Here is a 24280-nt window from a genome sequence, read left to right on the forward strand (position 1 = left end):
TTGTGGATCACGCCTCGCCGGAACACACGGTGAGCCATGGTCTCCAGGGGTAGGGCAGGCCCTACCCCTGGGCGAGGCGGCCGGTGCCGGATCACGCCGGAGCCCTCGTCATGGGAGGGATGTCTATGCCCCGAGCCGACATGTTCGGTGACGATGACTACCCCGCCTACACGACGGGCCGCGCCGCGGAGATCACCGGCGCATCGCGCGGGAACCCGGATCAGCTCAGGAGATGGGCGGCTTTCTCGATGATCGCTGACGCGGTGAACGGCTTTTCGATGAGGTGTACGTCGCGGTCGAGAGTGCCTTTTGCCGCGAGGACGGGGCGGGCGTAACCGGAGATGTACAGGACTCTGAGCTCAGGCCTGATGCGGCGCACCGCGTCAGCGACCTCGTTGCCGCGCATTTTCGGCATCACGACATCGGTGACGAGCAGATGTATGTCGCCGTCGTGGTCCGCGGCAAGGGCAAGCGCTTCCGCGCCGTCAGCAGCGGTGACCACGTGATAGCCGTGGCGCGTGAAGATTCGTTCCAGGACCTCGCGGAGTGCCGGCTCGTCCTCCACGACAAGAACGGTCTGCCCGGTGCTGATGTGATCGAACCGGGGGGCCTGCGCAACGGGTTCAGCGATCTCGTCGGTGACCGGCAGCATGATCGTGAACGTCGTACCGAAACCCGGCTGTGAATCGATGGTGATCACGCCGCCGGCCTTGGTCACGATGCCGTGCACGGTGGCCAGCCCGAGGCCGGTTCCGGCGCCGTCACGCTTGGTCGTGTAGAACGGTTCGAAGACGCGTTCGATGACGTCGGCCGTCATTCCGGTGCCGGTGTCGCCGACCCTCAAGCGAACATAACGGCCCTGTTGCAGGAGCGATCCGTCCGGAATGGGTTCGGCATCGATACGGACGTTCGCGGTGTCGATGCTCAGCGTCCCGCCGCCCTTCATGGCGTCGCGTGCGTTGACTGCCAGGTTGACCAGAACCTGTTCGATCTGGCCGGCGTCGGCGAGCACCGACCACAGGCCGGCTTCCAGGTCGGTGTGCAGAACGACATCCTCGCTGATGGTCCGGTCGAGCAGATGCGTGATGTCGGTGACCACGTCATTCAGATCGAGCACTCGTGGTTTGATCACCTCGCGCCGGGCGAAGGCCAGCAGCTGGTGGGTCAGAGTGGCGGCGCGTTCGGCCGCACGCTGAATCTGCCCGACGTCGCGTCCCGCCTCCGCGAGCGATGTGGGTGGCGGGACGGTGGCAAGCTCCTCGGCGACGAAGCTGGCGTAGTTCAGAATCACCGCGAGAAGGTTGTTGAAATCGTGAGCCACTCCGCCGGCGAGTTGTCCCAGCACCTCCAAGCGCTGACTCTGGTGGAGCCTGGCCTCCAGATCATGCTTCACGCGCCGGGTCGAGTCCTGCTCGCCGTCCACCCGCGCCTGGAAACGGTTCGCGGCGTCCTCGGCTTGCCGGCGTTCCCTGTCCACCAGCCCCTCGAACCGTTCCTGGGCGCGCCGGGCCTGGTCAAGTGACTCGTGGACGTAGGTCTCGAAGCGTTCCTCCGCGTTGTGTGCATCAGTCCGCTGCTCGTCGACCCTCGCCTCGAAACTGTCATGCGCCTGCTGCAGTTCCGCGTCCACCCGGTATGACGAGGGCGGGGCACCCGGCGTGCGAACCCGGGCTCGCACGCGGTCAGCGGCATCCTGATTCGTCGCCCTCTCGCGGTCGACGCCGGCCTCGAAACGTTCGCGCGCCTGATCGGCCTGCTCCCGTGTCTCGTCCACGTGAACGTCGAATTGGTCCGAGGCGTAAGCGGCTTCGTCCCGCAGGCACTCCATGCGAATCTCGAAGCGGTCGCGGGCTTCGTCCAACTCGCTGAACCAGCGGGTCGCGTTGATCGCGCCGATCACCGTTCCATCCTGGTCGACGAAGGGTGAGATCGTCGACAACACCGTGATGACGGCACCGTCCTGGCGGACTCGACGGGTGCGATGGCGCTCGACCTCCTCGCCGGCCATGATGCAGCGCAGGATGGCCGCCTCATCCCGCCGCAGCTCAGGCGGGATGATCACTTCCCAATTGCGGTTCAGGACCTCCACGGGTGAGTAGCCGTAGAGATCGGTCGCAGCCGGGCTCCAGCTACGGATCATGCCGTTTCCGTCGAGTCCGACGATCGCATCATGCGACGGCTCCACGCTGACAGCGGGCCGTGTCTGCGTGCCGCTCGCCGCCAGCCCTCCCGTATCACTCGCCATATCATCCACCGCCCCCGCTAGGCAGATCGCTCGTGGAACGAAGCGGTCGACGCCCCCAGGCGCGACACGCGGGTAGGTCACCCAGAGCGTTGTTCGACGCTACTGCGATCACCGTACAACCTTCGCTTAATGGACAGGTCAAAGCTGCGAATGCTGTTCCCGTGCGACCTCGGGCCTCTTGGTGAACAGCGCCGGAGAGTTGGTACCGATGGCGGGGGCGAGCGGTGGGAGCGGTCAGTGCCGGTCAGTGCCGGTGGAAGTCATCGCGAATCCATCCCGTCGGCAGGTGCGCCGGAGGGCGGTGTGCAGTGCCGCAGCACGCTCCATCCGAGCATCCCGTCGACCTCGGTGAGTCTGTCACCGACGGTGACGCCTCGCTCGGTGATGTGGCAGGTGTGGATGCCGTTGTCATGGCTGCTGTTGCGCATCTTCAGGACGTTGAGGAGCCGGCCTATCTCGGCGCAGTGTTCGGCGTAGCGGATCTGGATCACGTTGTGGAACAGGAACATGAGCCCGACCAAGGGCTCTTCCATCGGCCCGAAGGTTCTTGTCTCGCTGGACACCCACAGCGAGGAGCCGGCGGCACGGACGACACCGAGAAGACTGCGCAGGTAGGCGGGGAACCGCTCAGCCTCGCGGGCGGCATGAGCCATTTCGGCCAGACTGTCGATCACAATCCGATTGGTCCTGCCCTCGGCGAGCCGGTGACGGATCACTGCCGCCACGACGTCGAGCTCCAGCCTGCCGACCGGCACATGCGAGATCACCAATTGGCCGCTGTCGCGGGCGGCTGCGAAGTCCCAGCCGAAATTGCCGGCCATGTCGACCAACTGATCGACAGTGTCCTGGAAGGTGATGAACAGGCAACGCTCTCCGCGGGCCAGGCCCTCGGCGAGGAAGTTGAGGCAGCCGATGGTCTTACCCACGCCGGAGGGCCCGAGGACCAGGGTGGCGTCGGCGTGCGGTATCCCGCCGCCCATCAACGCGTCCAGGCCGGGGAGCCCGGACGGAACCAGCCCGCCGTTCGGCGGCACGTCATCGGGCAGAAACGATTCGACTCGTGGATACACCTCGAAGCCGTTAGCAGTGATCTGCACCGTGTGTGCGCCGCTGAGATGTGTGGTGCCACGCATCTTGACCACCCGCAGGGTGCGCCGGTCGACGGGCTCGCGGGACTGCTGCGACAGATGCACGATCCCGTCGGCCACGGCGAACTCGACCCCCGTCTGCATCTCCTCGGCGGTGTACTCGCCCAGGAGCAGCAGCACGGCACCGCTATGTGCCACCCGGCTCGTCAGGTCGTAGAGCGCCATCCGCAGAGTGCCGCCATCGACGAAGTCCCGCAGCATCTTGGTGCTGTCGATGACGATGAGGACCGGTTCGTCATCGAGGGATTTACGGACCACCTCGTCGATCATCGGCGCGAGGAGGTCGACGGCGGTATCGCGCAGCAGGTCACCCAGGTGCACGTATTCAACCCTGGATCCCAGCGCTCCGGGCTCGAAGAACGGGAACCCGCGCAGGTGCTCGACAAGTTTGGAGTGGGGTTCCGAAAGGGTCGTGTAGTAGACGGCCTTGTGCTCGGCGGTGGCCTTGGCGAAACAGATCTGTTGCGCGAGGATCGTCTTGCCCGACCCGGGTGGCCCGGCAAGAACCACCGTCGACCCCGGTAGCAGGCCACCACCGAGGATCATGTCCAGGTCCGCCAGCCCGGTCGACAGTCGTTTCACCGCCCCTCACGTCCCTTCCGGAGCAGGCCTTCGGCCAGCATGAGCAGTTCGGCACGCTGATAGGGCTTGGCCAGAGCGGCATCGGCGTCAACCGCCAGCTGCCAGTCCCCGCTGACCGCCAGGATCGGAATGGCAGCGGTCGCGGGGTCGGCGTGCAGCCGGCGAATGAGTTCGACGCCGCCCATCACCGGCATCATCATGTCGGTCACGACCAGATCCGGGGGCGACTCGTCAACCGAGGTCAGAGCTGCGGCACCGTCACCGGCCTCAACGACGTCGTGCCCTGCCCGGATGAGAATGCGCCGCAGTATGAACCGGAGATCCGGCTCATCATCGACCACCAGAATCCTGCCCACCGAAGCCCATCCACTCGCCAGGGCAAAGCCTCCACGGACTTCCCCCAACCAGAATAAACTCTATGAAAAATTACAAATGGGAAACTGCTTCCTTGGTCCCGGCTGCGCAGGCCCAGGTGAACTCTTCGGCGGGGCGGGTCACCTCCCTTCGCCATTCCCCATGAGGAATTGTCATGCGCTACAACCGTTCCTTCATCATCGCGGCAGCTCCCGCCGTTACCGCTCCGCTCGCGGCTTGCAGCAGGGGCGAGGCCATGGCCACCGCGCCGGCGGCGGCTGAATTACCATCTGCGTATCGCGGAAGTCGCGCTTCGGGGCCGGTAGCGAGACGGCCGGTCTCGAACAGCACAAGGAGACATCGATGACCGACCCCACCGCGGACGACGGATCGGAAGCGGAAACCGAGGAGTCGCCGGAGCCCTTCGCCAACCGGGCGGCGCGCCGGGCGAAGGGTAAGACGAAGGGCAAGCCTGCTCTCGGCACCACGGGGCAGCAGCACGGACGTTCCAGCAACGTGCAGAGCCCCCGCCAGTACGGGAACCGGCGAAGCGGCTGACCGGTTCGACGATCACGACCCCGTGGGTGCAGCCCGCGGGGTCGTGATCGTTTCCAGCTGCACGAATACGCCGGTGAAAACATCCAAGGGGACGCGGTGGTGAACATCAGGAGCGGGGGACCGCTGTCACGACGACGTTGTCGCGGTAGTGCCTGGTCTCGGGGTCGAACGGCCCTCCGCAGGTGATCAGCGTGAGCTGGACGGCGCCGTCACGGGCGAAGTACCGCTCCACCGGGATCGCCGTCTTGCGGAACCGTTCCCGGGCCACCACCTCGAACGCTCGGCTCTGCCCGCCGGGACCGGTCAGCGTCACCTCGTCGCCGGCCTCCAGCGAGCCGAGCCGGAAGAACGCGCCCTTGCCCTCGTCGGCGCTGTCCACGTGCCCGGCGATGACGATCGAGCCGGCCGAGGCGGTGTAGCCGGGCCCGAACCGGTACCAGCCGACCCGGTCGACGCTCGGCGGGACGGCGAAGTCACCGGTGGCCGGGTCGATGCCGACCGCGTCGACGGCCGCGTCCAGGTCGAGCCCGGGGATGCGCAGCTTCACCGGTGCGCTGTCGCCGTCCTCCTCCGCCGGGGGCCGGCCGTCGGTGACAGGTATGCGGGCCGGGGCGGGCGCCGAGGAGGCCGGCGTGGTCACCGGCGGCGCACCGAAGTCGCCGGCGGGCTGCGACCGGCAGGCGACAACCGTGGAGGTCGTGGTCAGGGCGACACCGAGGACGACGACGAGCAGGGCACGCCCCGGCTTACGCCGGGGCGTGCCACCGCGAGAACGGATGCTCATCGACGCGCGGTTGCCAGCCGGGTGAGGCCGAACAGGGCGAGCAGGATGCCGATCGCGCCCACGCCGTACCAGCCGGGTGCGACGGCCCGGTCGGCCTGGCCGCCGTTGCCGCTGGGCACGCTGCCCGGAGCGGAGTGCAGCCCGTTGATGGTCTGCGCCACGATGTCGAGGGTCTTCTCCTCGGCCGAGCCCACCGCGTACACGATGGTGGCGGTGCCCTCCTTCAGGTTGAGGTCGGCAGGGCCGAGCACCCGGGTGTCGGTACCCGCCAGCACCACGTCGGCGGCGACGGTTCCGGCGTCCACGTCCGCCTTGGCTTCTTTGGGGTTGGTCAGGCCCTCGAAGACGGGCTCTCCGCCGGCGCGGACGTCGACCGCCGGTGCGGCGGCGGTGTGCCGCACGATCAGCCGGGCCTTGCCCGCGGCGAGCTTGGTGGTGTCGTTGGCGAACGGCGTGATCACGGGCTTGCCGTCCTCGCCCAGGTGCGCCACCAGGCTCAGGTTCGCGTCGCCCGGCACCTCGGCGTTGTCGACTTTCAGCAGCGCGTCGCCGATGGCGTCGCCGGGCTTGGTGAGCGCCAGGTCGTACTGGCCGGCCGGCAGGCTCAGCGGGCCGGCGATCTTGCCGGGCTCGAAGTCGCTGAGGGTCTTCTCCCCGTTGACATAGACGTCGACCGGCTGGCCGGGAATGCCGTGCACCACTGTCACCTGCGAGTTCGCCTTCGCATAGGCGGGTGACGTGGCGAGCGCGCCGGTGGTGCCGAGGGCGATCAGGGTGATCGCGCCGACCGCGGCCGCGCGGTGAAGGTGCAGGATGCGCATCGAATCTCCTCGGAGGGTGTCGGTGTGCACGGTCCTTCGACAGGGCTCCGGGAAATGGATGCGGCATCGGATGTGAGCAATGTCCTGCATCCATAACGAGGGCCTTGGACGAATAACCGAGATGGCCCCGAACAGCCGGGAAAAACTTCCAGAATTGGCTGCATCCATCGCGTCCGTTCCGGGCGAAGTACGGGTTGGTGGCAGCGGAGCCACCATCCCTTCACCGGAAAGGACGTCCGAAGATGAGGTTCACCCGAGTCGCCGCCGTGGCCACCGCCGCCATCGTCGCCTCCGCCCTCACCGCCGCGCCGGCCGCCGCGCACGGTAAGAAGCCGTTGAAGACCAAGTCGCTGGCCGCGGTGCTGACCGCGGACAAGAGCGGCTTCGACCGCAACGGTCACGACTTCGACATCCTGACCGCGGCGGTGCAGGCCGTGCTGAAGGCCAAGCCGTCCAGCCCGGTCGGTGTGCTCGCCGACGGCAAGACCGCGCTCACCGCGTTCATCCCGAACGACCTCGCGTTCCGCAGGCTGGTCGCGGACATCCAGCACACCAAGCGGCTGCCGGGTGAGAAGAAGGCGTTCACGGCGGTGGCCGGCCTCGGCATCGACACCGTCGAGTCGGTCCTGCTCTACCACGTCGTGCCGGGCGCCACCATCACCAAGAAGGCGGCGCTGAAGTCCGACAACGCGAAACTGGCGACGGCCGCCGGATCGAAGATCAAGGTCAATGTGTACGGCCCGCGCTGGCACAAGCGGATCTCGGTGATCGACGCCGACCGCAGCGACCGCAACCCGCGCATCAACCGGTTCGACATCAACAAGGGCAACCGCCAGATCGCGCACGGCATCGACCGCGTTCTGCGCCCGATCAACCTCCCCTGATCAACTGTCCGCTGGAGAATGGCCGTGGCCCGCGTATCTGCGGGTCACGGCCACTCTGTCTGCACATGGTCGCCGAGCACTCCGCGCGAATGGCGCAACGCTGTCCGGGGAGCGTGCATGAACAGGGCTTCGGCAGGGCAGTCACGCGGTGACGGTCCGGCCGGGTGGCTCCCGGCGGGCGACCGCGGCCTGCATCGGGAGTACACATGGCATGGACACGGACGGTTCGGGAACGCGCCCGGGCCAGGCTGACTGAGGCGGCCAGCCGCAACGCGCCGCCGCCGTTCACCGCCGGGCCGGACCTGGGGAACGGTACGCCGCCGGTCGTGGTGGTCGGCCCCCGGCAGGACAGTGAGGTTCTGCCCCTGGCAGTGCGTACGGCCGGTGCGTGGGCATGGCGCTTCATCCTGTTCGTGGTCGCCGCCTACCTGTTCCTGCGGGTCGTCGGCCTGCTCCGGGTGGTGATCATCCCGGTGCTGGTGGCGGTGCTGCTCGCCGCGCTGTTCCAGCCCGCCTGCGCTGCCCTGATGCGCCGCGGCGTGAACCGCTCGCTCTCCGCCGGGATGGTCCTGGTCGCCGCGCTGGTACTGGTCTTCGGCGGCCTCGGTCTGATCATCCGGACCTTCATCAGTGAGCTCGACAACCTCTCGGCGCAGGTCGGCGACGGTCTTCAGGAGATTCAGACCTGGCTCGCGCAGAGCCCGCTGCACGTTACCGACCGGCAGCTCGACCAGTACGTCGACCAGGCCCGGGCGGCCATCACCGAGAACCAGGGCGCGGTGACCTCCGGTGCGCTGAGCACCGCGACGACCGTCGGTGAGCTGCTCACCGGGTTCTTCCTGGTGCTGTTCACGCTCTTCTTCTTCCTCCGCGACGGCGGCCCGATCTGGTCGTTCCTGTGCCGGCTGCTGCCCCGTGAGGCGCGGCTGCCCACCGCGCGCGCCGGCCACTACGCATGGCACACGCTGGTCTCCTACGTGCACGCCACAGTGCTTGTGGCCTTCGTCGACGCGCTCGGTATCGGGATCGGCCTGGTCATCCTGGGCATACCACTGGCGTTGCCGCTGGCTGCCCTGGTCTTCCTCGGCGCCTTCATCCCGGTGATCGGTGCCACCGTCGCCGGCGCGGCCGCCATCCTGGTGGCCCTGGTCACCAACGGGCCGGTGAGCGCGCTGATCGTGCTGGCCATCGTGATCGGCGTGCAGCAGCTCGAGGGACACGTCCTGCAGCCGCTGATCATGGGCCGGGCGGTGGCGCTGCACCCGCTCGCCGTGATCCTGGCGATCGCGGCCGGCATCGTGCTGGCCGGCATCGTCGGCGGCCTGATCGCGGTGCCGCTGCTGGCCGTCGCGAACACCGCGATCCGCTATCTGCTCGACCACCCCGAGGGTGAGCCCACGCCGGATCGGCAGCCGCCCGGCACCGAGCCGACCGATGACGATCAGGCCGAGGTGGAGGACCGGGTGGAGGACGCGCAGCGCGAGGCCGACCCGGCGAACCCGCCGCCGGTCAGTACCTCGGTGCGACCCTCCGCAGGATGAAGCGGGGATGAACTGAGGTTCCGGAACCCCGGCGGCCCGCCGGGGTGACGTGGATCACAGCTGCTCAAACCGCTGCACGCTGACCTGGGACATCGAATGATCCGACTGCCTTAAGTGCATGTTCATCGATGTCTTTGTGCCACCGCGGCGCTCCGATGACGGGGTTGCGAGCCGGACCGTCCACCGTGGATGATCAGCCCGCTTGTGATCCATTGAGTCGATCGGGGGAACGAGAAATGGGCATGAAGATCAAAGTACGAGGGGTGACCGTCGGCGCTCTGGCGGCGGCCGCTGTGGTGTCCACACTCGCCATGGGGCAGCCGGCCATGGCCGCCGACGCGTACATCTACCGCGGTGACCTGGCGCCGTGTCCCAGCGGCTACACCTGCCTGCACGACGACAGCGAGCAGCAGTTCGCCGGCGTGGGTTTCTACAACGACACGTGGAACTTCGCCACGATCCCGTCGGCGTACCGCTTCATCAACAACACCGCCACCTCCGGTAAGAACAGCACGAGCGGCAGCAACGTCACCAAGCTCTACGACGTGGCGGGCGGCTCGGGCGCTGCGCGGTGCATGCGCGCGGGTGCGCAGTACGCGCAGTTCAACAGCGCCATCAACAACAAGGCCTCGGCGCTCGTCTGGGCGTCCAGCTGCGGATCAGTCACAGCGATGTGAGCCGTGACGCCGTGCCGCGCACGTCGCGGCACGGCGTGGTTCCCAACGGACCTGATGGCCGGGTGACGCGCTCGCGACGGATCTGATCGCCGGGTGATGCGTTCACTGCGGAGTGGATGGCAGGAATAGATGATCTTGCAAAAGAACCGGTAATGCGCAAAAAACGGGGATATGTGCTGGCCGGCGGGCTTGCGCTCGCCATCGTGGCGACCTCGGTGGCCTTCGCCCTGACGAGCGGAGGTGACGAGGAGACGCCGCCGCGGCAGCTCGAGCTGGCCGGTGCGCCGGGCCCGGGCGTCGGTGACGAGGCGATGCTCGGCTGGGCCGAGACAGTCCTGGCCGGTCAATGCATGGTGGCGCGCGACTTTCCGTTCGCGGTCGCGGCGCCGGAGGGCGCCGAGGCCACGCCACAGGAGCGGCTGGCCGAGATGTACGGCACCACTGACGTCGCCGTCGCGCGGGAGCGGGGATACGGCATCGGCCCGCGCTTTCGCCGGCCACAGCCACAGGCGGACGACGCGAACCGCCGATACATAACGGCCATGACACCCGAGGAGAACCGCACCTACTCGCTCGCCTACTTCGGCGACGACAAGGACATGGTCCGGGTGGAGGACGCCGCCACGGGAACCGTCCAGTACAGCGCGACCGGCTGCCTGGCCGATGCCCGCCGCTACCTCTACGGCGACCTTCAGCAGTGGGCGAGCCTCGACACGTGGGCCCTGTCGCTCGACAACCGGGCCTACGCGACAGTCACCGCGTCCGCCGACTACCGCCGCCGCCTGGCCACCTGGCAGAAGTGCATGGACCGGGCGGGAGTGCCGGCGCAGAGCCCGGCCGCCTCCCGCGAGCGGATCGCCGGGCTGGTCCGCGAACAGGGCGCGGAACAGGCGGAGACGACGGCGGCCGTGGCCGAAGCCGGGTGCAACGGCAGCTCCGGACTGACGTCCGCGAGCATCACCGCGCATCGCGCCGAACTCGATCGGGTGCTCGCCGCCGAGAAGGCGAACTACACCGGTTACCGCGAGATGCGCCGCACCGCGCTCGCCAAGGCGAAGAGCCTGCAGTCCGACCCCTACCGCCGCCCGTAACAGCAGGGGCGGCACGGCGGCACACCACTGAAGAACGGAACCATCATGTCTACTCGTCCTCGCCACTTCGGCCTGGTAACCGCCGGGCTGTTGCTGACCCTGGCCGCGTGCTCCGGCGGCGACAACCCGGGCGCCGCGGGAGCCACCGGCGACACCCCGGCCGCCGGGGCTGCCAGCGGTGCCGCGACCGGTGCGGCTCAGCCGGCCGGGCAGGGGCCGGCGGCGGTCCTCAACGAGGCGATCGCAATCGACCCCAAGGTGCGCGACGTGGTCAAACGCCTGAGCGAGGAGTGCCTGCGCGGACAGGGCGTGACCGAGATACCGCCTCGCAAGCCGGAGAAGAGCTTCGGCTCACCGGCCGTGCAGTTCTCGCCGACCGAGGAGGAAGCCAAGGAGGTCGGGTACGGCTACTCGGAAACCTCCGGGGAGGACGAGGAGGACGAGTTCACCTTCTCCTCGCCGGCCGCCGAGCAGCGCTACATCAAGGCGCTGAGCGGCGACGGCGGCGAGGAGCTCGGCGGGTGCACCAAGGAGGCACGCGTCAAGGTCTACGGCGCGGTGTCCGGGCCCCGGAGCCCGGTGACGGAGATCGGCGAGTCGGCGCAGCGGGCGTACGGAAGCGATCGTGACGTGAAGGCCAAGCTCAAGTCCTGGCGCGACTGTCTCGCCAAGGCCGGCCACCCCGGTCTGGTCGATCCCGAGGACGCGTTGCGTTACGCGCAGTACTTCCACTACCCGGTGGGTTCGCGCCCGGGTGGTGTGGTGCCCGAGGGCGGTCCCTGGCCGCGCAAGACCGCACGTCAGAAAGAGATCACCTTCGCGCTCGCCGACGCCGGATGCGCCGACAGCACCGGACTGCGTGATGCGCAGCAGAAGGCCTGGGACAAGGCGCTCGGTGATGCCGTGGACGAGCGATCGGCCCAGGTCTTCGGCTACATCGACGCGATGAAGGCCGCCCTGGAACGCGGCCAGCGCGAACTGAAGGGCTGAGTCTCCGGTCTCTTCGACCGGTGTGTGACACCGATCCAGGAAGGAATCCCCATGGGATCTCGTAACAGGCTGCGTGGTGCCGTCGGCGCCGCGTTCGCCACCGTCGCGGTGGCCGCGACCCTCGCCGGTGCCCAGCCGGCCAGTGCCGCGCCGGCGTACTACTCGGTGGGCGAGTACGACAACTGCAACTCCGGCTACACCTGTCTCTGGTACTCCAACGCGAAGCAGGGCGCGGGCGTCGGGTTCTACAACGACGCGTGGAACTTCGCCACGATTCCCAGCAGCTACACGTTCATCAACAACCAGAGTGGTTCCGGCCAGAACCGCACGAGCGGCAGCAACGTGACCAAGCTGTACAACACCGCGGGTGGCTCCGGCACGGCCCGGTGCCTGCGGGCCGGACAGTACGACAGCGATTTCCAGAACGACAGCTTCTACCACGTGGCGTCCGCCCTGGTGTGGGCGTCCAGCTGCGGATCCGTGACGGTCTTCCGCTGATCCGAGCCCGGGTGGGCCGCGGTGATCCGCGGCTCGCCCGGGACCGGCTATCGTCTCGAATCTCCACGCTGGACAATACGACCGCCCCCCTCAGCAGTAGAACGGACTGGCAGCATGCCTCCTCGTCGCATCGTGAGCGCGCGCAAGGCGGTCGTGGCGCTGCTCGTGGTCTGCTTCGTGCTGGCCTCGGGCTGGGCGTGGTATGCCGCCGCGCAGGTGCGTACCCCCGCACAGCAGGCACAACAGGCCACACCACCGGCGCCGTCCCTGGTCACCGCCCCGGTCGAGGAGGGGCCACTCGTCGACATGCTGGAGCTGGAGGGTGTGGTGAGCCGCAGCTCGCTGCTGACGATCAGCGGCGGCGAGGCAAGCGAGGGCGTGCTCAAGCAGGTCATCACCGAGGTGCCGGTCAAGGCGGGCGGGCGGATCCGCAACGGTCAGGTGATCGCCGAGGTCTCCGGGCGGCCGGTGATCGCGCTGTCCGGGGCCTTCCCCGCCTATCGGGACCTGAGCGCGGGAGCCACCGGGCCGGATGTCAGGCAACTGCAGAAGGCACTGCGTTCGCGGTACGGCACACCGGTCACCGGCAAGCTGGATTCGCGTACCCAATCCGATGTCCGGCGGCTCTACCGGGCGAACGGTTACGAACTGGCCGAGGCGGCACCGCCCGCAGCCGAACCCGAGCCCGAGCCCTCCGCCTCACCCACCACGACGAGCCCCGGCTTCGTGTTGCCGGCCGGTGAGCTCGCGTTCGTACCGCGCCTGCCGGCGACCGTGGGTTCGGTGCCGGCGAAGGTCGGCGGCAACGGTGCCGGCGCCCTTCTCACGGTGGCCAGCGGCGCGTGGCGGCTGCAGGTGGCGCTCACCGAGGAGACGGAACGCAAGGTCGAGGAGGCCCAGGACACCGCCGACTTCGCGCTCGCCGGCCTGGACGACGTGTCGGTCGAGTTCCTCCGGCTGACCGGCAAGGCCGACGGCGAGGGCCCGCGCAGCGCCGTGTTCGCGCTGGACGGCGACACCGGCCTGCGGCTCGGCGCCACGATGCGGTTGCGGATGGAGACCAAGCGCAGCCCGGAGGACGCCGTGGTGGTGCCGGCCTCGGCGCTGTGGACGAGCGCCGACGGGACGGTGTCGGTGTCGGTCGCGGGCGAGAACGGGGCCAGGACCGACGTGGCGGTGACGGTCAGGACGACCGCCGAGGGACGGGTCGCGGTGACCGCCGACGACGGCGCCCTGCGGGTCGGAGACCGGGTCGTCGTCGCCGAGCGGGACGCGCAGACCACCGGTGGATGAGGACCGGACCACCCTGCTCGAACTCACGGACGTGGTGAAGAGCTTCCCCGGCCCGCCGGAGGTGAGCGTGCTGCGCGGTGTCACGCTGCGCGTGCTCGGCGGCGAGATGGTCGCGGTGGCGGGTGCCTCGGGATCGGGCAAGTCGACCCTGCTCAACATCATGGGACTGCTCGACGAGCCGACCGGTGGGGAGCTCTCCATCAGCGGGGTGCCGACGGCCGCCATGCGCGACCGGGACCGGGTGCGGCTGCGGGCGGTCCGGATCGGCTTCGTGTTCCAGTCGTTCCACCTGGTCCCGTACCTGGACGTGGTGCAGAACGTGATCCTGCCGCTGGTGCATCAGGGACGGAGTCGCGGCTCGCGGCGGGAGGCAGCGGTGCGGGCACTGGAGCGGGTCGGTCTCGGCCACCGCCTCGGCGCCCGGCCGGGCACCCTCTCCGGCGGTGAGCAGCAGCGGGTGGCGATCGCCCGGGCGGTGGTGCACGAGCCCGCGCTGCTGCTCTGCGACGAGCCGACCGGGAACCTCGACGGGGAGAACACCGCATCGGTGCTGGCGCTGCTGCGCGGGCTGGTGGGACCGGACCGGGCGGTGGTGGTGGTGACCCACGAGGCCGAGGTGGTGGACCGGGCGGACCGGGTGATCCGGATGCGGGACGGCCGTGCGACCTGACCGAATCCGTACACCGATCCTCGACGTCCTCCTGCAGGCCTGGCACGCGGTCGCGGGCCGGCGCACCCGGTCGGTGCTGACCGCCGCCGGCATCGGGCTCGGCATCGCGGCCACCGTCGCGACCATCGGCATCAGCGGCGCCGCCGGGGACGCGATCTCGGCACGCTTCGACGCGGTACGCGCCACGGCGCTCACGGCCACCTACACCGACGCCCGGCAACGGCCCCGGCCCGCGGTCGCCGAGTCGATCCGCCGCCTCAACGGTGTGCGGGAGGCGGGCCTGCTCTGCCCCGCCGACCAGGAGGCGAGCCTCTCCGGGGTGGCATCGGGTGAGGCGGTGGAACGCGTCAACGTGATCGCGGCCCAGCCGTCCGCGCTGCGTGCCCTGGGAGTCTCGATCGCCACCGGCCGGGAGCACGACGAGGGGCACGAGAGTCGCGGTGATCGCGTCGCACTGCTGGACACGGTGGCCGCCGAGGCGCTCCACCTGACTCGGCTCGACGGCAGTCCGGTGGTGTTCCTGGACGGGCAGGCGTACCCGGTGATCGGGGTCTTCGAAGCGCCGGAGGCGCATCCCGAGCTGACCAACGCCGCGGTGCTGCCCTACCGGGCCTGCTCGGAGGGCTGGCAGGTGTTCGGGCCGGCGGCGGCCCAGGTGCGTACCGATCTCGGTGCGGCCGACCAGGTCGGCGCGTCGCTGCGGGTCGCCCTGCGCCCGGAGAAGCCGGACGGTGTGGAGGTGGCGATCCCCGCTGACCTGCGCTCGTTCCGGACCGGCGTGGAGGAGGAGACCCGTGCGCTCTTCCTGGGCCTCGCCGTGGTGTCGCTGGTCATCGGGGCCCTGGGGGTCAGCAACACCACGCTGGTCTCGGTCATGGAACGCCGGCCGGAGATCGGCCTGCGCCGGGCGGTCGGCGCGGGCCGGATGGCCATCGCCGGGCAGTTCCTGGTGGAGAGCGCGGTCCTGGGCGTGGCCGGTGGGATCGCCGGCACCGTGATCGGCCTGGACGTGACGGCAGTGGTGTGCCTGGTCAAGGACTGGCTCGTGATGCCGGACCCGCTGCTGCTGGTGGCCGGGCCGGCCGGCGGGCTGCTGGTCGGGATGCTCGCCGGCGTCTACCCGGCGATCTCCGCGGCCAGGGTCCTACCTGCGCGAACCCTGCGAGGCTGAGAGCGGCTCAGCCGTTCTTGTTGACGAGAGTCGGGTTGTCCACCAGATAGGGGGCGACCCGGTCCTCAGCCACCGCGGTGAAGAACGTGTCCACACCCGGGCCGAACTTCTCACCGAGGTAGCTCTTGCCCTCGAACAGGCCACCGCCGGGCAGCTTGATCGTCGTCATGTCGTCGACGTTCATGCCCTTGAGAGCCAGCGCCCAGTCGATCGGGGTGTGCCCGCCGCCGGCGAAGGTCAGCGACTCACCGGCCGCGTTCAGGATCTTGGTCAGCTTGCCGACGTCGGTGATGACGTCCTTGCTCATCGCTTCCTTGGCCATCGCCTTGATGAACTGCTGCTGGTGCCGCTGCCGGTCGTAGTCGCTCATGTTGTCGCCGTAGCGCTGCCGGACGTAGTCCAGCGCTTCCCAGGGCTGGAGCCGCACCGACTTGCTGCTCTTCGGGTAGAACTTCTGCGGACCGGTGTACGGGTGGTCGCAGTTGGAGTTGTTGCGGTTGGCCGGGCACCGCGACAGCCGGGGACGCTGCTTGCCGTTCGGCTGGAGGTGCTCCGACTTCACATCCATGTCGATCACCATCGAGACGCCGCCCATGGCCTCGACGATCTTCTTGAAGCCGCCGAAGTTGATGATGGCCGCGGCGTCGAACTTCTTGATCCCGGTGACGTTGCGGACGGTCTTGGAGAGCAGCTGGAAGCCGTTCACCACGTCGATCTTGCCGTTGACCTGGCTGCCCAGCGCCATCGCGGAGTTGATTTTCCCGGAGTGCGCGCGCACACCGGACTTCGCGTCGGCCGGGATGTCCACGTAGAGGTCGCGGGGGATGGAGAAGAGGTAGGCGGTGCTCATGTCGGCCGGGATGTGCGCGACGACGATCGAGTCGGACAGCGGCGGGGTCGTCGACTTCCGCGGGTCGATGCCGACGAGCAGGATCGTGAGTGGGCCCTTGATGTCCTTCTTCGCCGGGCCGGCCTGCGCGGCGCCGGTTTCGAGCAGGCTGTTGTCGGTGATACCGCCGGTGTACTTGGCGACAAGGGCCTGCCCGGTGGCGAGAGTGCCGCCGCTGACGACCGTGATCACGAGGCCGAAGGCGGCACTGAGCCGTGCCCACAGCGGTGCGCGGCGCTTCGCAGACTTAGCCACCCTGTCTCCACCCATCTCCGGCGACGAACACTGCGCCGGCAAGGAGAGCCGGCAAGGCGAGCCGGGCAAGCAAGCCGGCAAGGAACACGAATAATCGCACGGCCGCGCCAGACCCCGGAAAATCCGGGATCGGCCGAGCAACCGTGCCACCTTAGATCCAGACCGTTCCATGGTCACAACGGGGAAAAGGGCCGGTTGGTTCAACGGCGGCTTTCCGCCGGATATGCGGTGGCTCCCACGGAGAGATCTTCGTCACCCCGGAGATCGATAAGGACAACGCGACGGACCCGTCTCGTTCTATGATGCCGCGAAGCTCGAGAGGGAGTCGTCCGATGTGGTCGTACCGGATAGGAATCACCCTGCTCGCCACCGTCTCGGTCGGCGCGCTGTCCACTCCCGCGCTGGCGGCCACCACCGGCGCCGCCTCGGTCTCCGGCACGACGGTGTCCTTCAGCGCCGCCGCCGGCCGGGTCAACAGCGTGGTCGTCACGCGATCCGGGCGGGTCGTCACGATCAACGACCGGGTGGCGGTGCGGGCCGGTAAGGGCTGCAAGAAGGTCAAGGGCGACAAGACCAAGGTCCGCTGTACGACGTCGCGCACGCCGGGCCTGATCCGTGTCTCGCTCGCCGACTTCAACGACTCCCTCGTCAACAGGACCAACGTGCGGACCCGGGTGTACGGCGGCACCGGCAACGACCGGATCACCGGCGGTTCCGCCGCCGACGTGCTGTACGGCGACGCCGGCACCGACAAGATCTGGGGCGGAGCGGGCAACGACACCGCCGCCGGTGGAGACGGCAACGACACGATCGACGGTGGCACCGGCAACGACACCCTCCACGGCGGCACCGGCCACGACGGGATCTACGGTCACGCGGGCAACGACGTCATCCGCGGGGACATCGGCTACGACTACGTCGACGCGGGCGCGGGTGACGACACGGTCGACGGCGGAGCCGGCAACGACCGGGTGATCGGCGGACCGGGCGGCGACCGGCTCTACGGCCGGGACGGCGCCGACAGCCTCGACGGTGACGACTACGTCGAGGGCAACGACGGCAACGACCACCTCGAGGGCGGCAACGGCAACGACACCCTCGCGGCTCAGGGCGGGAACGACTTCCTGACCGGTGAGGCCGGTGACGACGAGGCGTGGGGTGGACCGGGTAACGACACCATCCACGGCGGAGCGGGGACCAACCGCTTCAGCGGCGGCCTCGGCAACGACCGGATGTACGGCGGAACCGGCCACGACCGCTTCCACGAGGACGAGCCGGTCAAGTCCGGTCAGGCCGACGCGGACGTGATGGCCGGTGGTGGCGGCGGCGGGGACATGGTCTCGTACGCGAACCGGCCCCTGCCGATCACCGCCGACGCCGACGGTGTGAGCCGCGACGACGGCCAGGCCGGCGAGGGCGACACGATCGGTGCCGGCATCCGCGAGATCCACGGCGGCGACGGCAGCGACAAGCTCTACGCCGTGGCGAGCGGATCCTCGCTGGTCGGCGGCCCCGGCGACGACACGCTTGTCGGCGCGGAGGGCGACGACGCCCTCCACGGTGGGCCGGGCCGCGACAACCTCGACGGCAAGGCGGGCAACGATCACCTCGCCGGCGACGACTACTACCTGCCGATCGCGGCGGACGTCGTGACCGGTGGCCCCGGCCGGGACCTGGTCGACTACCGCGGATACAACCGGCCGGTCGTGGTCGATCTCGACGGTGAGGCCGGCGACGACGGTGCCGCTGGTGAGCGGGACACCGTGGGCGCCGACGTCGAAGATTTCATGGGTACCGAACACGCGGACAAGATCACCGGCAACGACGCGGACAACAGGATCGAGGGGTACGGCGGCGCGGACTTGATCCGCGGTTCCGGCGGCAACGACGATCTGTACGGCGGGGCCGGCGGCTCGCTCTACGGCGATGCCGGTGACGACACGCTCTGGGGCCACTACGCGGGCGAGGCGAAGATGTTCCTCGACGGCGGCAGCGGCGGCGAGTCGGCGGGTGACCTCTGCATCATGGAACAGAGCGACCCGGACGACTGGGTCAACTGCGAACGCTTCTGGTGAGCGCCGCGACCGCCCCCGGCGCACCCTGCCCGATCAGGTCGAGGACCGCGGCGACGACCTCGGAGGGTGGCGTGCGCGGGTCGGTGGTCACGGTCATGGCGCGTACGCCGAAGTCCGTCGCCGGTCCGGCAAGACCACCGGTGTAGGTGATCAGGCCGGAGCTCTCCGGCGCCACGTTGACGATCGCGCCGCCGCCGCGTTGCCGCATGGGTTCGAGCACCAGGTGGCTCAGGAGCATTCCGGCGGTCACCTCCAGTGCCACGCCGGGAAGGCAGTTCACCAGGACGGCGGGCCCTCCCCACTCCGTGGAGACGGTCACGATGCGTTCCAGGTCACGGGGGTCACGCACGTCCGCGGCCAGGGCGAGAGCGGGTACGCCGTACGCCTGCATCTGGGTCGCACAAGCCTCCGCGCTGCCGCCGTCGCTGTCGACCGCGAGAATCCCGTAGCCGGAGGCCGCAAGGCCGAGGGCTGTCGCCCGGCCCAGCCCGGCGCCCGCCCCGGTGACGATGGCGACCTGCCGCTGATCCGCAATGGGCTGGGGCACACGGCCCGGCGAGTAATAGGCGGGCGCCGCCAGCACCCGCTCCGGGCGCGACCGCCGAAATGCCACCACCCCCACCGCCACCACGATCACCAGAAGGATCAGCCCGAGGTTGCCTACCAGCCGGTTCGCCAGCTCGGCCGGCGGCCCGCCCGGCAACCCGAGATCCACATCCGGCAGCCGGATCATGCTGGTGATCACCGCAACCAGAGCCGTCACCGCCGCGACAGCCATCCGGCAGACCAGCGGGCGGGGCTTCCGGACGAGCCCGCCCAGCCCGAACCCCGCGGTGAACACCACCGACAGCACAACAGCCCGGTACCACGGAGCGACCTCGGGCACCGCCGCCTCCGCCGCCAGCACCAGCAACGCCACCTCGACGATCAGACTCGGCCCGAACGCGGCGAGCGCCCCCGCGCCCACGAGTTGCAGAGGCCCGCGACGCACCTCGGAAACAGGCGTGGACGTCTTCCGGGACTCGGCGACGGCTCCGATCAGGACGATCAGGCTGACGATGCCGAGAATACCGAGGAACACGCCCTCCCAGGTCGTGTCGACCCACCCCTGCAGGACCGTGGCCAGCACCGACGTGAGGGCGAACACGATCGCCGCGTATCCGGCGAAGAAGAGGGGACCGCGGATGTTCGCGGCGTCGAAGGACCGCCGTGAGCCGACCAGATAGGCGATGACAGCGACACCGGCCGACAGGCCGATCCACGCCGACAGCCCGAGGAGATGCAACGCCACGACGACGGCGGCCCATCCGATCATGTCGATCTTCCCTTCACCTCAACGTGGTTCGGTGAAAGGTGTTCGGAGCCCGGGTGGCCGCGGATGGCGACAGCCACGAGGCCGACACAAAGGTATACCTATCCTAAGTGCATGCTGCTGCGGCTTTCCGATGTGTCCGTACGCCATGAGGTGTACGACGAGACCGGCGCCGCCGACTACGGCGTGGCCCGGCCGAGGGGTGTCTCTGCGGAGCTCCGGCCCGGCGAGGTGGTGCTGCTGCTGGGCCCGTCCGGCTGCGGCAAGTCGACGCTCACCCTGACCGTGAACGGTCTCATCCCGCACGTCATCGGCTCGCACATGGACGGTGCCGTCGAGGTCAGGGGCGTCGACACCCGCGACACGACAGTGCCGCACCTGGCCCGGGACGTCGCCATGGTCTTCCAGGACCCGGACTCCCAGATCATCACCGCCTCGGTCCTCGACGAGGTCTGTTTCGGTCCGGAGAACCTGCGGGTTCCCGCCGCCGAGGTGCTGGCCCGGGCCGAGGACGCGCTGCGCCGCGTCGGTCTGTGGGAACGTCGCGAGGCCGATCCTGATCACCTCTCCGGTGGTGGCCGGCAGCGCCTCGCCATCGCCTGCGCCCTCGCCCTGCGGACATCGCTGCTGGTCCTCGACGAGCCCACCGCGAACCTCGGTCCGGCCGGCGTCGAGGACGTCTACCAGGTGCTTCGCGAGATCGCCGGTCGTGGTGACCGCGCCGTCCTGCTCGTCGAGCACAACCTCGACGCCGCCATCGACTTCGTCGACCGGGTGATCGTTCTGGACGCGGCGGGCGAGGTGGTGCTCGACGGCCCGGCCCGCTCGACGATCGTCGATCATGTCGATCAGCTGGTCACGCTGGGCGTCTGGCTCCCGGTCGCGGCGCTGGCCGCGCTGCGGCTCCGCGAGGCCGGCATCCGCCTCGATCCGTTGCCGCTCACGCCCCGCGAACTGGCCGCCGCCCTGGACGCGGTGCCCGCTCTTCCCGCGCCGGTCACGACCGTTTCAGATCAACCCCAAACGTCAAATGCCGAGGTACGCCTGAAGCACCTCACCGTCCGCCACGGACCGAGCGTCGTCCTGCGGGACGTGGACCTCACCATCGGCGCCGGTGAGTTCGTCGCCATCGTGGGCTCGAACGGTGCCGGCAAGACGACCCTCGCCCAGGCCATCGCCGGTGTGGTGCCCGCCTCCCGGGGTGCTGTCACGGTTGCCGGACTCGACCCCGCGCGCGCCGATCCGCGGGTCCTGGCCGGGCGGGTCGGCTTCGTCTTCCAGAACCCCGAGCACCAGTTCATCACCGGCAGGGTCGAGGACGAGCTCGCGTACGGGCTACGCGTACGCAAGGTCGCCGAGGCCGAGATCACCACCCGCGTCGACGACCTGCTCGACCGCCTCGGCCTGCGGGAACTCCGTACCGTGCACCCGTTCCTGCTCTCCGGCGGCCAGAAGCGCCGTCTCTCCGTCGGCGCCGCCCTGGTCACCCGCCCGCAGGTGCTCGTGCTGGACGAGCCCACCTTCGGCCAGGACCGCGAACGTGCCGCCGAGCTGCTGGACCTCCTCGCCGCCCTGCACCGCGCCGGCACCACTGTCGTCGTCGTCAGCCACGACATGCACCTGGTCGCCGAGCACACCACGCGGGTCCTCGTGCTGGCCGGCGGCCGGGTGATCGCCGATGGACCGCCGCACGAGGTCTACGCCGACACCGACCTGCTCGCGGCGGCCGATCTGCGGTCACCGCCGATCGCGCAGGCGGTCCGTGCGATGACCAACCACCCGGGCTGGCACGGTCTCACCCGGCTCGCCGACCTGCCGGTGCGCGACGAGGCCCTGGAGTCGGCGCCGTGATCGACGCATCGGTTCTCGACCTGCGCTCCTACAACCCGGTGGTCAAGGTCCTCGCGCCGGTTCCCGCCATGATCGTGCTGATCGGCACCCGGGACCTGGCGACGCCGGCCCTGTTCGCGCTGGTCGCGCTCGTCATGCTGCTGGCCGGCGGCCGGCTGACCGGACGAACCCTGTTCTGGGCGATCGCCGGTCCGCCCCTGCTGGTGGCGGTGATGACCGTGTCGTTCGGCGTCTGGACCGATCCGGCCCGGGTCGACGACACCACCGCCCTGCTGGAGATCGGCCCGTTCACGCTCTGGTCCGGTGCGCTGCTCACCGGCCTGGCGACCGGGCTGCGGGTGACGTCGGTGATGCTCCTCGCGCTGATCGCGGGCCTGACGACCGAGGGGGCCGACCTGGTGCGCTCGATGATCTCCCATCTGCGGATGCCGTACCGGATCGGTTATGCGGGGCTCGCGGCGATGCGGTTCGTGCCCCGGTTCGGTAAGGACCTGGAGATCATCCGGCTGGCGCACCGGGTGCGGGGCGTCGACGGTGGCCGCGGGCCGGTGGCCGCCGTGCGCCGGTACGGCGGATACAGCGTGCCGCTGCTGGCCGGGGCCATCCGGCACGGTGACCGGGTGTCGCTGGCGATGGAGGCGCGGGGCTTCGGCGCGTATCCGAGCCGTACCGAACGCCACCGGGTTCCGCTGCGGGCCCGCGACGCCGTCCTGGCCGTCTGGTTCCTCGCCGTCTGCCTGCTCGTGCCCCTCGTCGCTGTCCCACACCTCTCTGGAGCCCTCGGATGAAGAACCTGACCACCCGCTTCCTCATGGCCTGTGCGGCGATCGGCGCCGCGACCGGCGTGCTGCTGCTTCCGGCCAACTTCGTGGCCGCCGCCGTCGCACCGACCGTGCCGCTCGCCTACGCCACGTTCCTCGGTGTGTGGCTCCTCGGCCCGGTCGTCGCGATGGCCGTCCTGCGCCGGCCCGGTGCCGCGGTGCTGACCATGCTCATCGCCGGCATCATCAACATCCCGACGCCGGCCGGGCCGAGCGCGATCGTCACCAACCTCATGGTCGGTGTCGCGCTGGAGCTGGGCTTCCTGGTGACCCGCTACCGGATCTGGCGCCCGTGGCTCTTCTACGTGACGGCGCTGGCCTTCGAGACGTTCTACGCGATCACCGCGTACGCCTACTTCAACATCGACGACATGGCGATCGCGGTGCGGGTGGTGTTCTTTGCCCTGATGGCGGCCAGTGCCGTCGTCTTCACCTGGCTCGGCCTGGTCGTCGCCGACCGGCTGACCGCCACCGGGGTCGCCCGCGGTATCGCGCCGTCCCGGCGTGTGGCGACCGTCGAAAACTGAGAACGGCGGCGGGGCGGATCCGCCCCGCCGCCATCAGATCAGCAGCGGCCGAGATCCTGCCACTGCTCGGTCCAGCCGGGTTCCGAACCCTGGGTCCAGTACCTGGCCTTCCACAGGTGCACGCCCTGCCCGGACTTCGGGCCGGACGGGTCGCCGTACCTGCTCTTCTCGTGCTTCACCACGTTGCCCCCGGTGTAGACGCTGCCGAACTGCCAGTTCGGCGCGCTGGAGCAATCGCCGGCCGGCGGTGTCGACACCGACGGCGAGGGTGAGGGTGAGGACGGCGACGGTGAGGTCGGCGTCGGGTTGGCGCACGGCCCCGAGGCGGCGACCGTGTCGTGGAACGCGGTGCCCGACGACCGGTACGACGACGTCTGCGCGCCGACCTGTCCCGGGCTGAGCACCTGGTTCTTGGCGAACAGCACCCAGTCCACCTGCTCGATGTAGGTGGACAGCCCGCCGGTGTGTGTGGCGGTGTCGATGAACCACAGGTTCCAGTTGATGGTCATCGTCTGGCGCGGGAAGAACTTGCCGCCGTGGTCACCGACCTGCACGCCGTCGATGTAGTAGACGACGTGACCGTTGGCCACCTGTGCGACCAAGTCGTGCCAGCCGTCCAGGCTGGACCGCTGCTCGGAGTGCAGGTTGTCGGCGTACCAGGGTTCGGCCCGGTAGGTGTACCAGGTGGTCTGGTAGTTGATCGGCCCGGTCTCGCCCCAGCCGCCGTTCGGCAGGTATTCGGAGATGTCCAGCTCGCTGTAGGTGGGGTCCATGTCCCCGTTGAGCGGGCTGATCGTGAAGAACGTCTGGTTGATGTGGTCGCCGTCGTTGCCGCTGATCGGTGCGTCGGTGAACCGGACCCGGCTGGCGTAGGTGCCCTCGAGATAGCGCTTCTGCGTGGAGTAGAGCTCGGCGTGCTTCGTACCGGCGGCGGTGCCGTCGGTGGAGGCGGTCAGCTGCATGACCTTCTGCCCGCCGGAGGTGGGGAAGGTGACCGACGACGGCGACCAGTTGGCACCCGGCACGCCGGGTCCGCCCTGGTAGCTGCGCGGGGTCCAGCCGTTGGCGGTCAGCGACGGGTCCGACGACGAGGCGTAGTTGAAGTCGTCGAACAGGTAGCCGCAGTCGGCGGCGGAAGCGGTGCCGGCGTTGACGGCGACCGCGCCGGCAGCCGCCAGGAATGTCACCGCCACACCACTGAATAGACGTTTGTAAATGGACACGGACAGACTCCTCCCTGGGG

The 24280-nt window shown here is 69.3% G+C and carries 22 protein-coding genes; 14 read left to right on the top strand and 8 right to left on the bottom strand.

Annotated elements, in window-relative coordinates; translation table 11 throughout:
- Nucleotides 1-220: 220 nt before the first annotated feature.
- From ACFQV6_RS16355 to ACFQV6_RS16365, 3 genes are all read right to left on the bottom strand, one after another.
- A complete protein-coding gene (locus ACFQV6_RS16355; RefSeq protein WP_378028334.1) occupies nt 221-2245 on the bottom strand; it encodes an ATP-binding protein in 2025 nt (674 codons plus the stop codon).
- 260 nt (nt 2246-2505) lie between these two features.
- Nucleotides 2506-3975, bottom strand: a complete 1470-nt coding sequence (locus tag ACFQV6_RS16360) for an RAD55 family ATPase (RefSeq protein WP_378028335.1) — start codon at nt 3973-3975, stop codon at nt 2506-2508.
- Nucleotides 3972-4331, bottom strand: a complete 360-nt coding sequence (locus tag ACFQV6_RS16365) for a response regulator (protein ID WP_378028489.1) — start codon at nt 4329-4331, stop codon at nt 3972-3974. Before ACFQV6_RS16365 ends, ACFQV6_RS16360 begins: the two co-directional genes overlap by 4 nt.
- A 361-nt stretch (nt 4332-4692) precedes the next feature.
- On the opposite strand from ACFQV6_RS16365, the gene ACFQV6_RS16370 reads away from it, so the two are divergent.
- Nucleotides 4693-4887 (top strand): hypothetical protein, encoded by a 195-nt coding sequence (locus ACFQV6_RS16370; protein WP_378028336.1) that lies wholly within the window; start codon nt 4693-4695, stop codon nt 4885-4887.
- A 106-nt stretch (nt 4888-4993) separates the two neighbouring features.
- On the opposite strand, the gene ACFQV6_RS16375 is transcribed toward ACFQV6_RS16370, so the two are convergent.
- Together ACFQV6_RS16375 and ACFQV6_RS16380 are read right to left on the bottom strand one after the other, a co-directional pair.
- Complete coding sequence (locus tag ACFQV6_RS16375; protein WP_378028337.1) at nt 4994-5671, bottom strand: class F sortase; 678 nt, start codon at nt 5669-5671, stop codon at nt 4994-4996.
- Nucleotides 5668-6492 carry a DUF4397 domain-containing protein gene (locus ACFQV6_RS16380; RefSeq protein WP_378028338.1) on the bottom strand — a complete coding sequence of 275 codons (825 nt, stop codon included), beginning with the start codon at nt 6490-6492 and terminating at the stop codon, nt 5668-5670. The genes ACFQV6_RS16375 and ACFQV6_RS16380 overlap by 4 nt, the downstream gene beginning before the upstream one ends.
- A 242-nt stretch (nt 6493-6734) precedes the next feature.
- Here ACFQV6_RS16380 and ACFQV6_RS16385 point away from each other — a divergent pair, with 242 nt between their 5' ends.
- The 9 genes from ACFQV6_RS16385 (at nt 6735) to ACFQV6_RS16425 (ending at nt 15307) form a co-directional block, all read left to right on the top strand.
- Nucleotides 6735-7376 (top strand): fasciclin domain-containing protein, encoded by a 642-nt coding sequence (locus ACFQV6_RS16385; protein WP_378028339.1) that lies wholly within the window; start codon nt 6735-6737, stop codon nt 7374-7376.
- A 206-nt stretch (nt 7377-7582) separates the two neighbouring features.
- Entirely contained in the window at nt 7583-8917 is a 1335-nt protein-coding gene (locus tag ACFQV6_RS16390; protein ID WP_378028340.1) for an AI-2E family transporter, read from the top strand.
- A 242-nt stretch (nt 8918-9159) separates the two neighbouring features.
- Entirely contained in the window at nt 9160-9594 is a 435-nt protein-coding gene (locus tag ACFQV6_RS16395) for a hypothetical protein (RefSeq protein WP_378028341.1), read from the top strand.
- Nucleotides 9595-9746: 152 nt separating this feature from the next.
- The gene (locus ACFQV6_RS16400) at nt 9747-10685 is read left to right on the top strand and encodes a hypothetical protein (RefSeq protein ID WP_378028342.1); all 939 of its coding nucleotides are present in this window, start codon (nt 9747-9749) and stop codon (nt 10683-10685) included.
- A 45-nt stretch (nt 10686-10730) separates the two neighbouring features.
- Nucleotides 10731-11675 (top strand): hypothetical protein, encoded by a 945-nt coding sequence (locus ACFQV6_RS16405; RefSeq protein WP_378028343.1) that lies wholly within the window; start codon nt 10731-10733, stop codon nt 11673-11675.
- A 51-nt stretch (nt 11676-11726) separates the two neighbouring features.
- Nucleotides 11727-12173, top strand: coding sequence for a hypothetical protein (locus tag ACFQV6_RS16410; protein WP_378028344.1), 447 nt, complete (start codon nt 11727-11729; stop codon nt 12171-12173).
- A gap of 132 nt (nt 12174-12305) precedes the next feature.
- Nucleotides 12306-13466, top strand: coding sequence for a hypothetical protein (locus ACFQV6_RS16415; protein WP_378028345.1), 1161 nt, complete (start codon nt 12306-12308; stop codon nt 13464-13466).
- Nucleotides 13459-14136 (top strand): ABC transporter ATP-binding protein, encoded by a 678-nt coding sequence (locus tag ACFQV6_RS16420; RefSeq protein ID WP_378028346.1) that lies wholly within the window; start codon nt 13459-13461, stop codon nt 14134-14136. The genes ACFQV6_RS16415 and ACFQV6_RS16420 overlap by 8 nt, the downstream gene beginning before the upstream one ends.
- Entirely contained in the window at nt 14126-15307 is a 1182-nt protein-coding gene (locus tag ACFQV6_RS16425) for an ABC transporter permease (RefSeq protein WP_378028347.1), read from the top strand. The genes ACFQV6_RS16420 and ACFQV6_RS16425 overlap by 11 nt, the downstream gene beginning before the upstream one ends.
- 7 nt (nt 15308-15314) lie before the next feature.
- Here ACFQV6_RS16425 and ACFQV6_RS16430 read toward each other — a convergent pair whose 3' ends face one another.
- On the bottom strand, nt 15315-16466 hold the full coding sequence (locus tag ACFQV6_RS16430; protein WP_378028348.1) for an LCP family protein: 1152 nt from the start codon (nt 16464-16466) through the stop codon (nt 15315-15317).
- A gap of 317 nt (nt 16467-16783) precedes the next feature.
- Here ACFQV6_RS16430 and ACFQV6_RS16435 point away from each other — a divergent pair, with 317 nt between their 5' ends.
- Complete coding sequence (locus ACFQV6_RS16435) at nt 16784-18526, top strand: calcium-binding protein (protein WP_378028349.1); 1743 nt, start codon at nt 16784-16786, stop codon at nt 18524-18526.
- On the opposite strand, the gene ACFQV6_RS16440 is transcribed toward ACFQV6_RS16435, so the two are convergent.
- The gene (locus tag ACFQV6_RS16440; RefSeq protein ID WP_378028350.1) at nt 18504-19841 is read right to left on the bottom strand and encodes an SDR family NAD(P)-dependent oxidoreductase; all 1338 of its coding nucleotides are present in this window, start codon (nt 19839-19841) and stop codon (nt 18504-18506) included. The two genes, ACFQV6_RS16435 and ACFQV6_RS16440, sit on opposite strands and share 23 nt — an antisense overlap.
- Nucleotides 19842-19952: 111 nt before the next feature.
- Here ACFQV6_RS16440 and ACFQV6_RS16445 point away from each other — a divergent pair, with 111 nt between their 5' ends.
- Genes ACFQV6_RS16445 through ACFQV6_RS16455 form a run of 3 tightly spaced genes read left to right on the top strand, consistent with a single transcriptional unit; the run spans nt 19953 to nt 23037 of the window.
- Nucleotides 19953-21689: an ABC transporter ATP-binding protein gene (locus tag ACFQV6_RS16445; RefSeq protein ID WP_378028351.1), complete on the top strand. Its 1737-nt coding sequence runs from the start codon at nt 19953-19955 to the stop codon at nt 21687-21689.
- On the top strand, nt 21686-22477 hold the full coding sequence (locus ACFQV6_RS16450) for an energy-coupling factor transporter transmembrane component T (protein ID WP_378028352.1): 792 nt from the start codon (nt 21686-21688) through the stop codon (nt 22475-22477). The genes ACFQV6_RS16445 and ACFQV6_RS16450 overlap by 4 nt, the downstream gene beginning before the upstream one ends.
- Nucleotides 22474-23037, top strand: a complete 564-nt coding sequence (locus ACFQV6_RS16455; RefSeq protein ID WP_378028353.1) for an ECF transporter S component — start codon at nt 22474-22476, stop codon at nt 23035-23037. The genes ACFQV6_RS16450 and ACFQV6_RS16455 overlap by 4 nt, the downstream gene beginning before the upstream one ends.
- A gap of 38 nt (nt 23038-23075) precedes the next feature.
- Here the strand turns inward: ACFQV6_RS16455 and ACFQV6_RS16460 are convergent, their stop codons facing one another.
- A complete protein-coding gene (locus ACFQV6_RS16460; protein ID WP_378028354.1) occupies nt 23076-24224 on the bottom strand; it encodes a glycosyl hydrolase in 1149 nt (382 codons plus the stop codon).
- Nucleotides 24225-24280: the final 56 nt, after the last annotated feature.

The sequence above is a fragment of the Actinoplanes sp. GCM10030250 genome, from assembly GCF_042666575.1.
Lineage (GTDB): Bacteria > Actinomycetota > Actinomycetes > Mycobacteriales > Micromonosporaceae > Actinoplanes.

Bases quoted from the DNA above. Each gene is read 5' to 3' on its own strand.
- ACFQV6_RS16355 (WP_378028334.1), bottom strand. From the start codon at position 2,245: ATGGCGAGTGATACGGGAGGGCTGGCGGCGAGCGGCACGCAGACACGG.
- ACFQV6_RS16370 (WP_378028336.1), top strand. From the start codon at position 4,693: ATGACCGACCCCACCGCGGACGACGGATCGGAAGCGGAAACCGAGGAG.
- ACFQV6_RS16375 (WP_378028337.1), bottom strand. From the start codon at position 5,671: ATGAGCATCCGTTCTCGCGGTGGCACGCCCCGGCGTAAGCCGGGGCGT.
- ACFQV6_RS16380 (WP_378028338.1), bottom strand. From the start codon at position 6,492: ATGCGCATCCTGCACCTTCACCGCGCGGCCGCGGTCGGCGCGATCACC.
- ACFQV6_RS16385 (WP_378028339.1), top strand. From the start codon at position 6,735: ATGAGGTTCACCCGAGTCGCCGCCGTGGCCACCGCCGCCATCGTCGCC.
- ACFQV6_RS16390 (WP_378028340.1), top strand. From the start codon at position 7,583: ATGGCATGGACACGGACGGTTCGGGAACGCGCCCGGGCCAGGCTGACT.
- ACFQV6_RS16395 (WP_378028341.1), top strand. From the start codon at position 9,160: ATGAAGATCAAAGTACGAGGGGTGACCGTCGGCGCTCTGGCGGCGGCC.
- ACFQV6_RS16400 (WP_378028342.1), top strand. From the start codon at position 9,747: ATGCGCAAAAAACGGGGATATGTGCTGGCCGGCGGGCTTGCGCTCGCC.
- ACFQV6_RS16405 (WP_378028343.1), top strand. From the start codon at position 10,731: ATGTCTACTCGTCCTCGCCACTTCGGCCTGGTAACCGCCGGGCTGTTG.
- ACFQV6_RS16410 (WP_378028344.1), top strand. From the start codon at position 11,727: ATGGGATCTCGTAACAGGCTGCGTGGTGCCGTCGGCGCCGCGTTCGCC.
- ACFQV6_RS16430 (WP_378028348.1), bottom strand. From the start codon at position 16,466: ATGGGTGGAGACAGGGTGGCTAAGTCTGCGAAGCGCCGCGCACCGCTG.
- ACFQV6_RS16435 (WP_378028349.1), top strand. From the start codon at position 16,784: ATGTGGTCGTACCGGATAGGAATCACCCTGCTCGCCACCGTCTCGGTC.
- ACFQV6_RS16440 (WP_378028350.1), bottom strand. From the start codon at position 19,841: ATGATCGGATGGGCCGCCGTCGTCGTGGCGTTGCATCTCCTCGGGCTG.
- ACFQV6_RS16445 (WP_378028351.1), top strand. From the start codon at position 19,953: ATGCTGCTGCGGCTTTCCGATGTGTCCGTACGCCATGAGGTGTACGAC.
- ACFQV6_RS16455 (WP_378028353.1), top strand. From the start codon at position 22,474: ATGAAGAACCTGACCACCCGCTTCCTCATGGCCTGTGCGGCGATCGGC.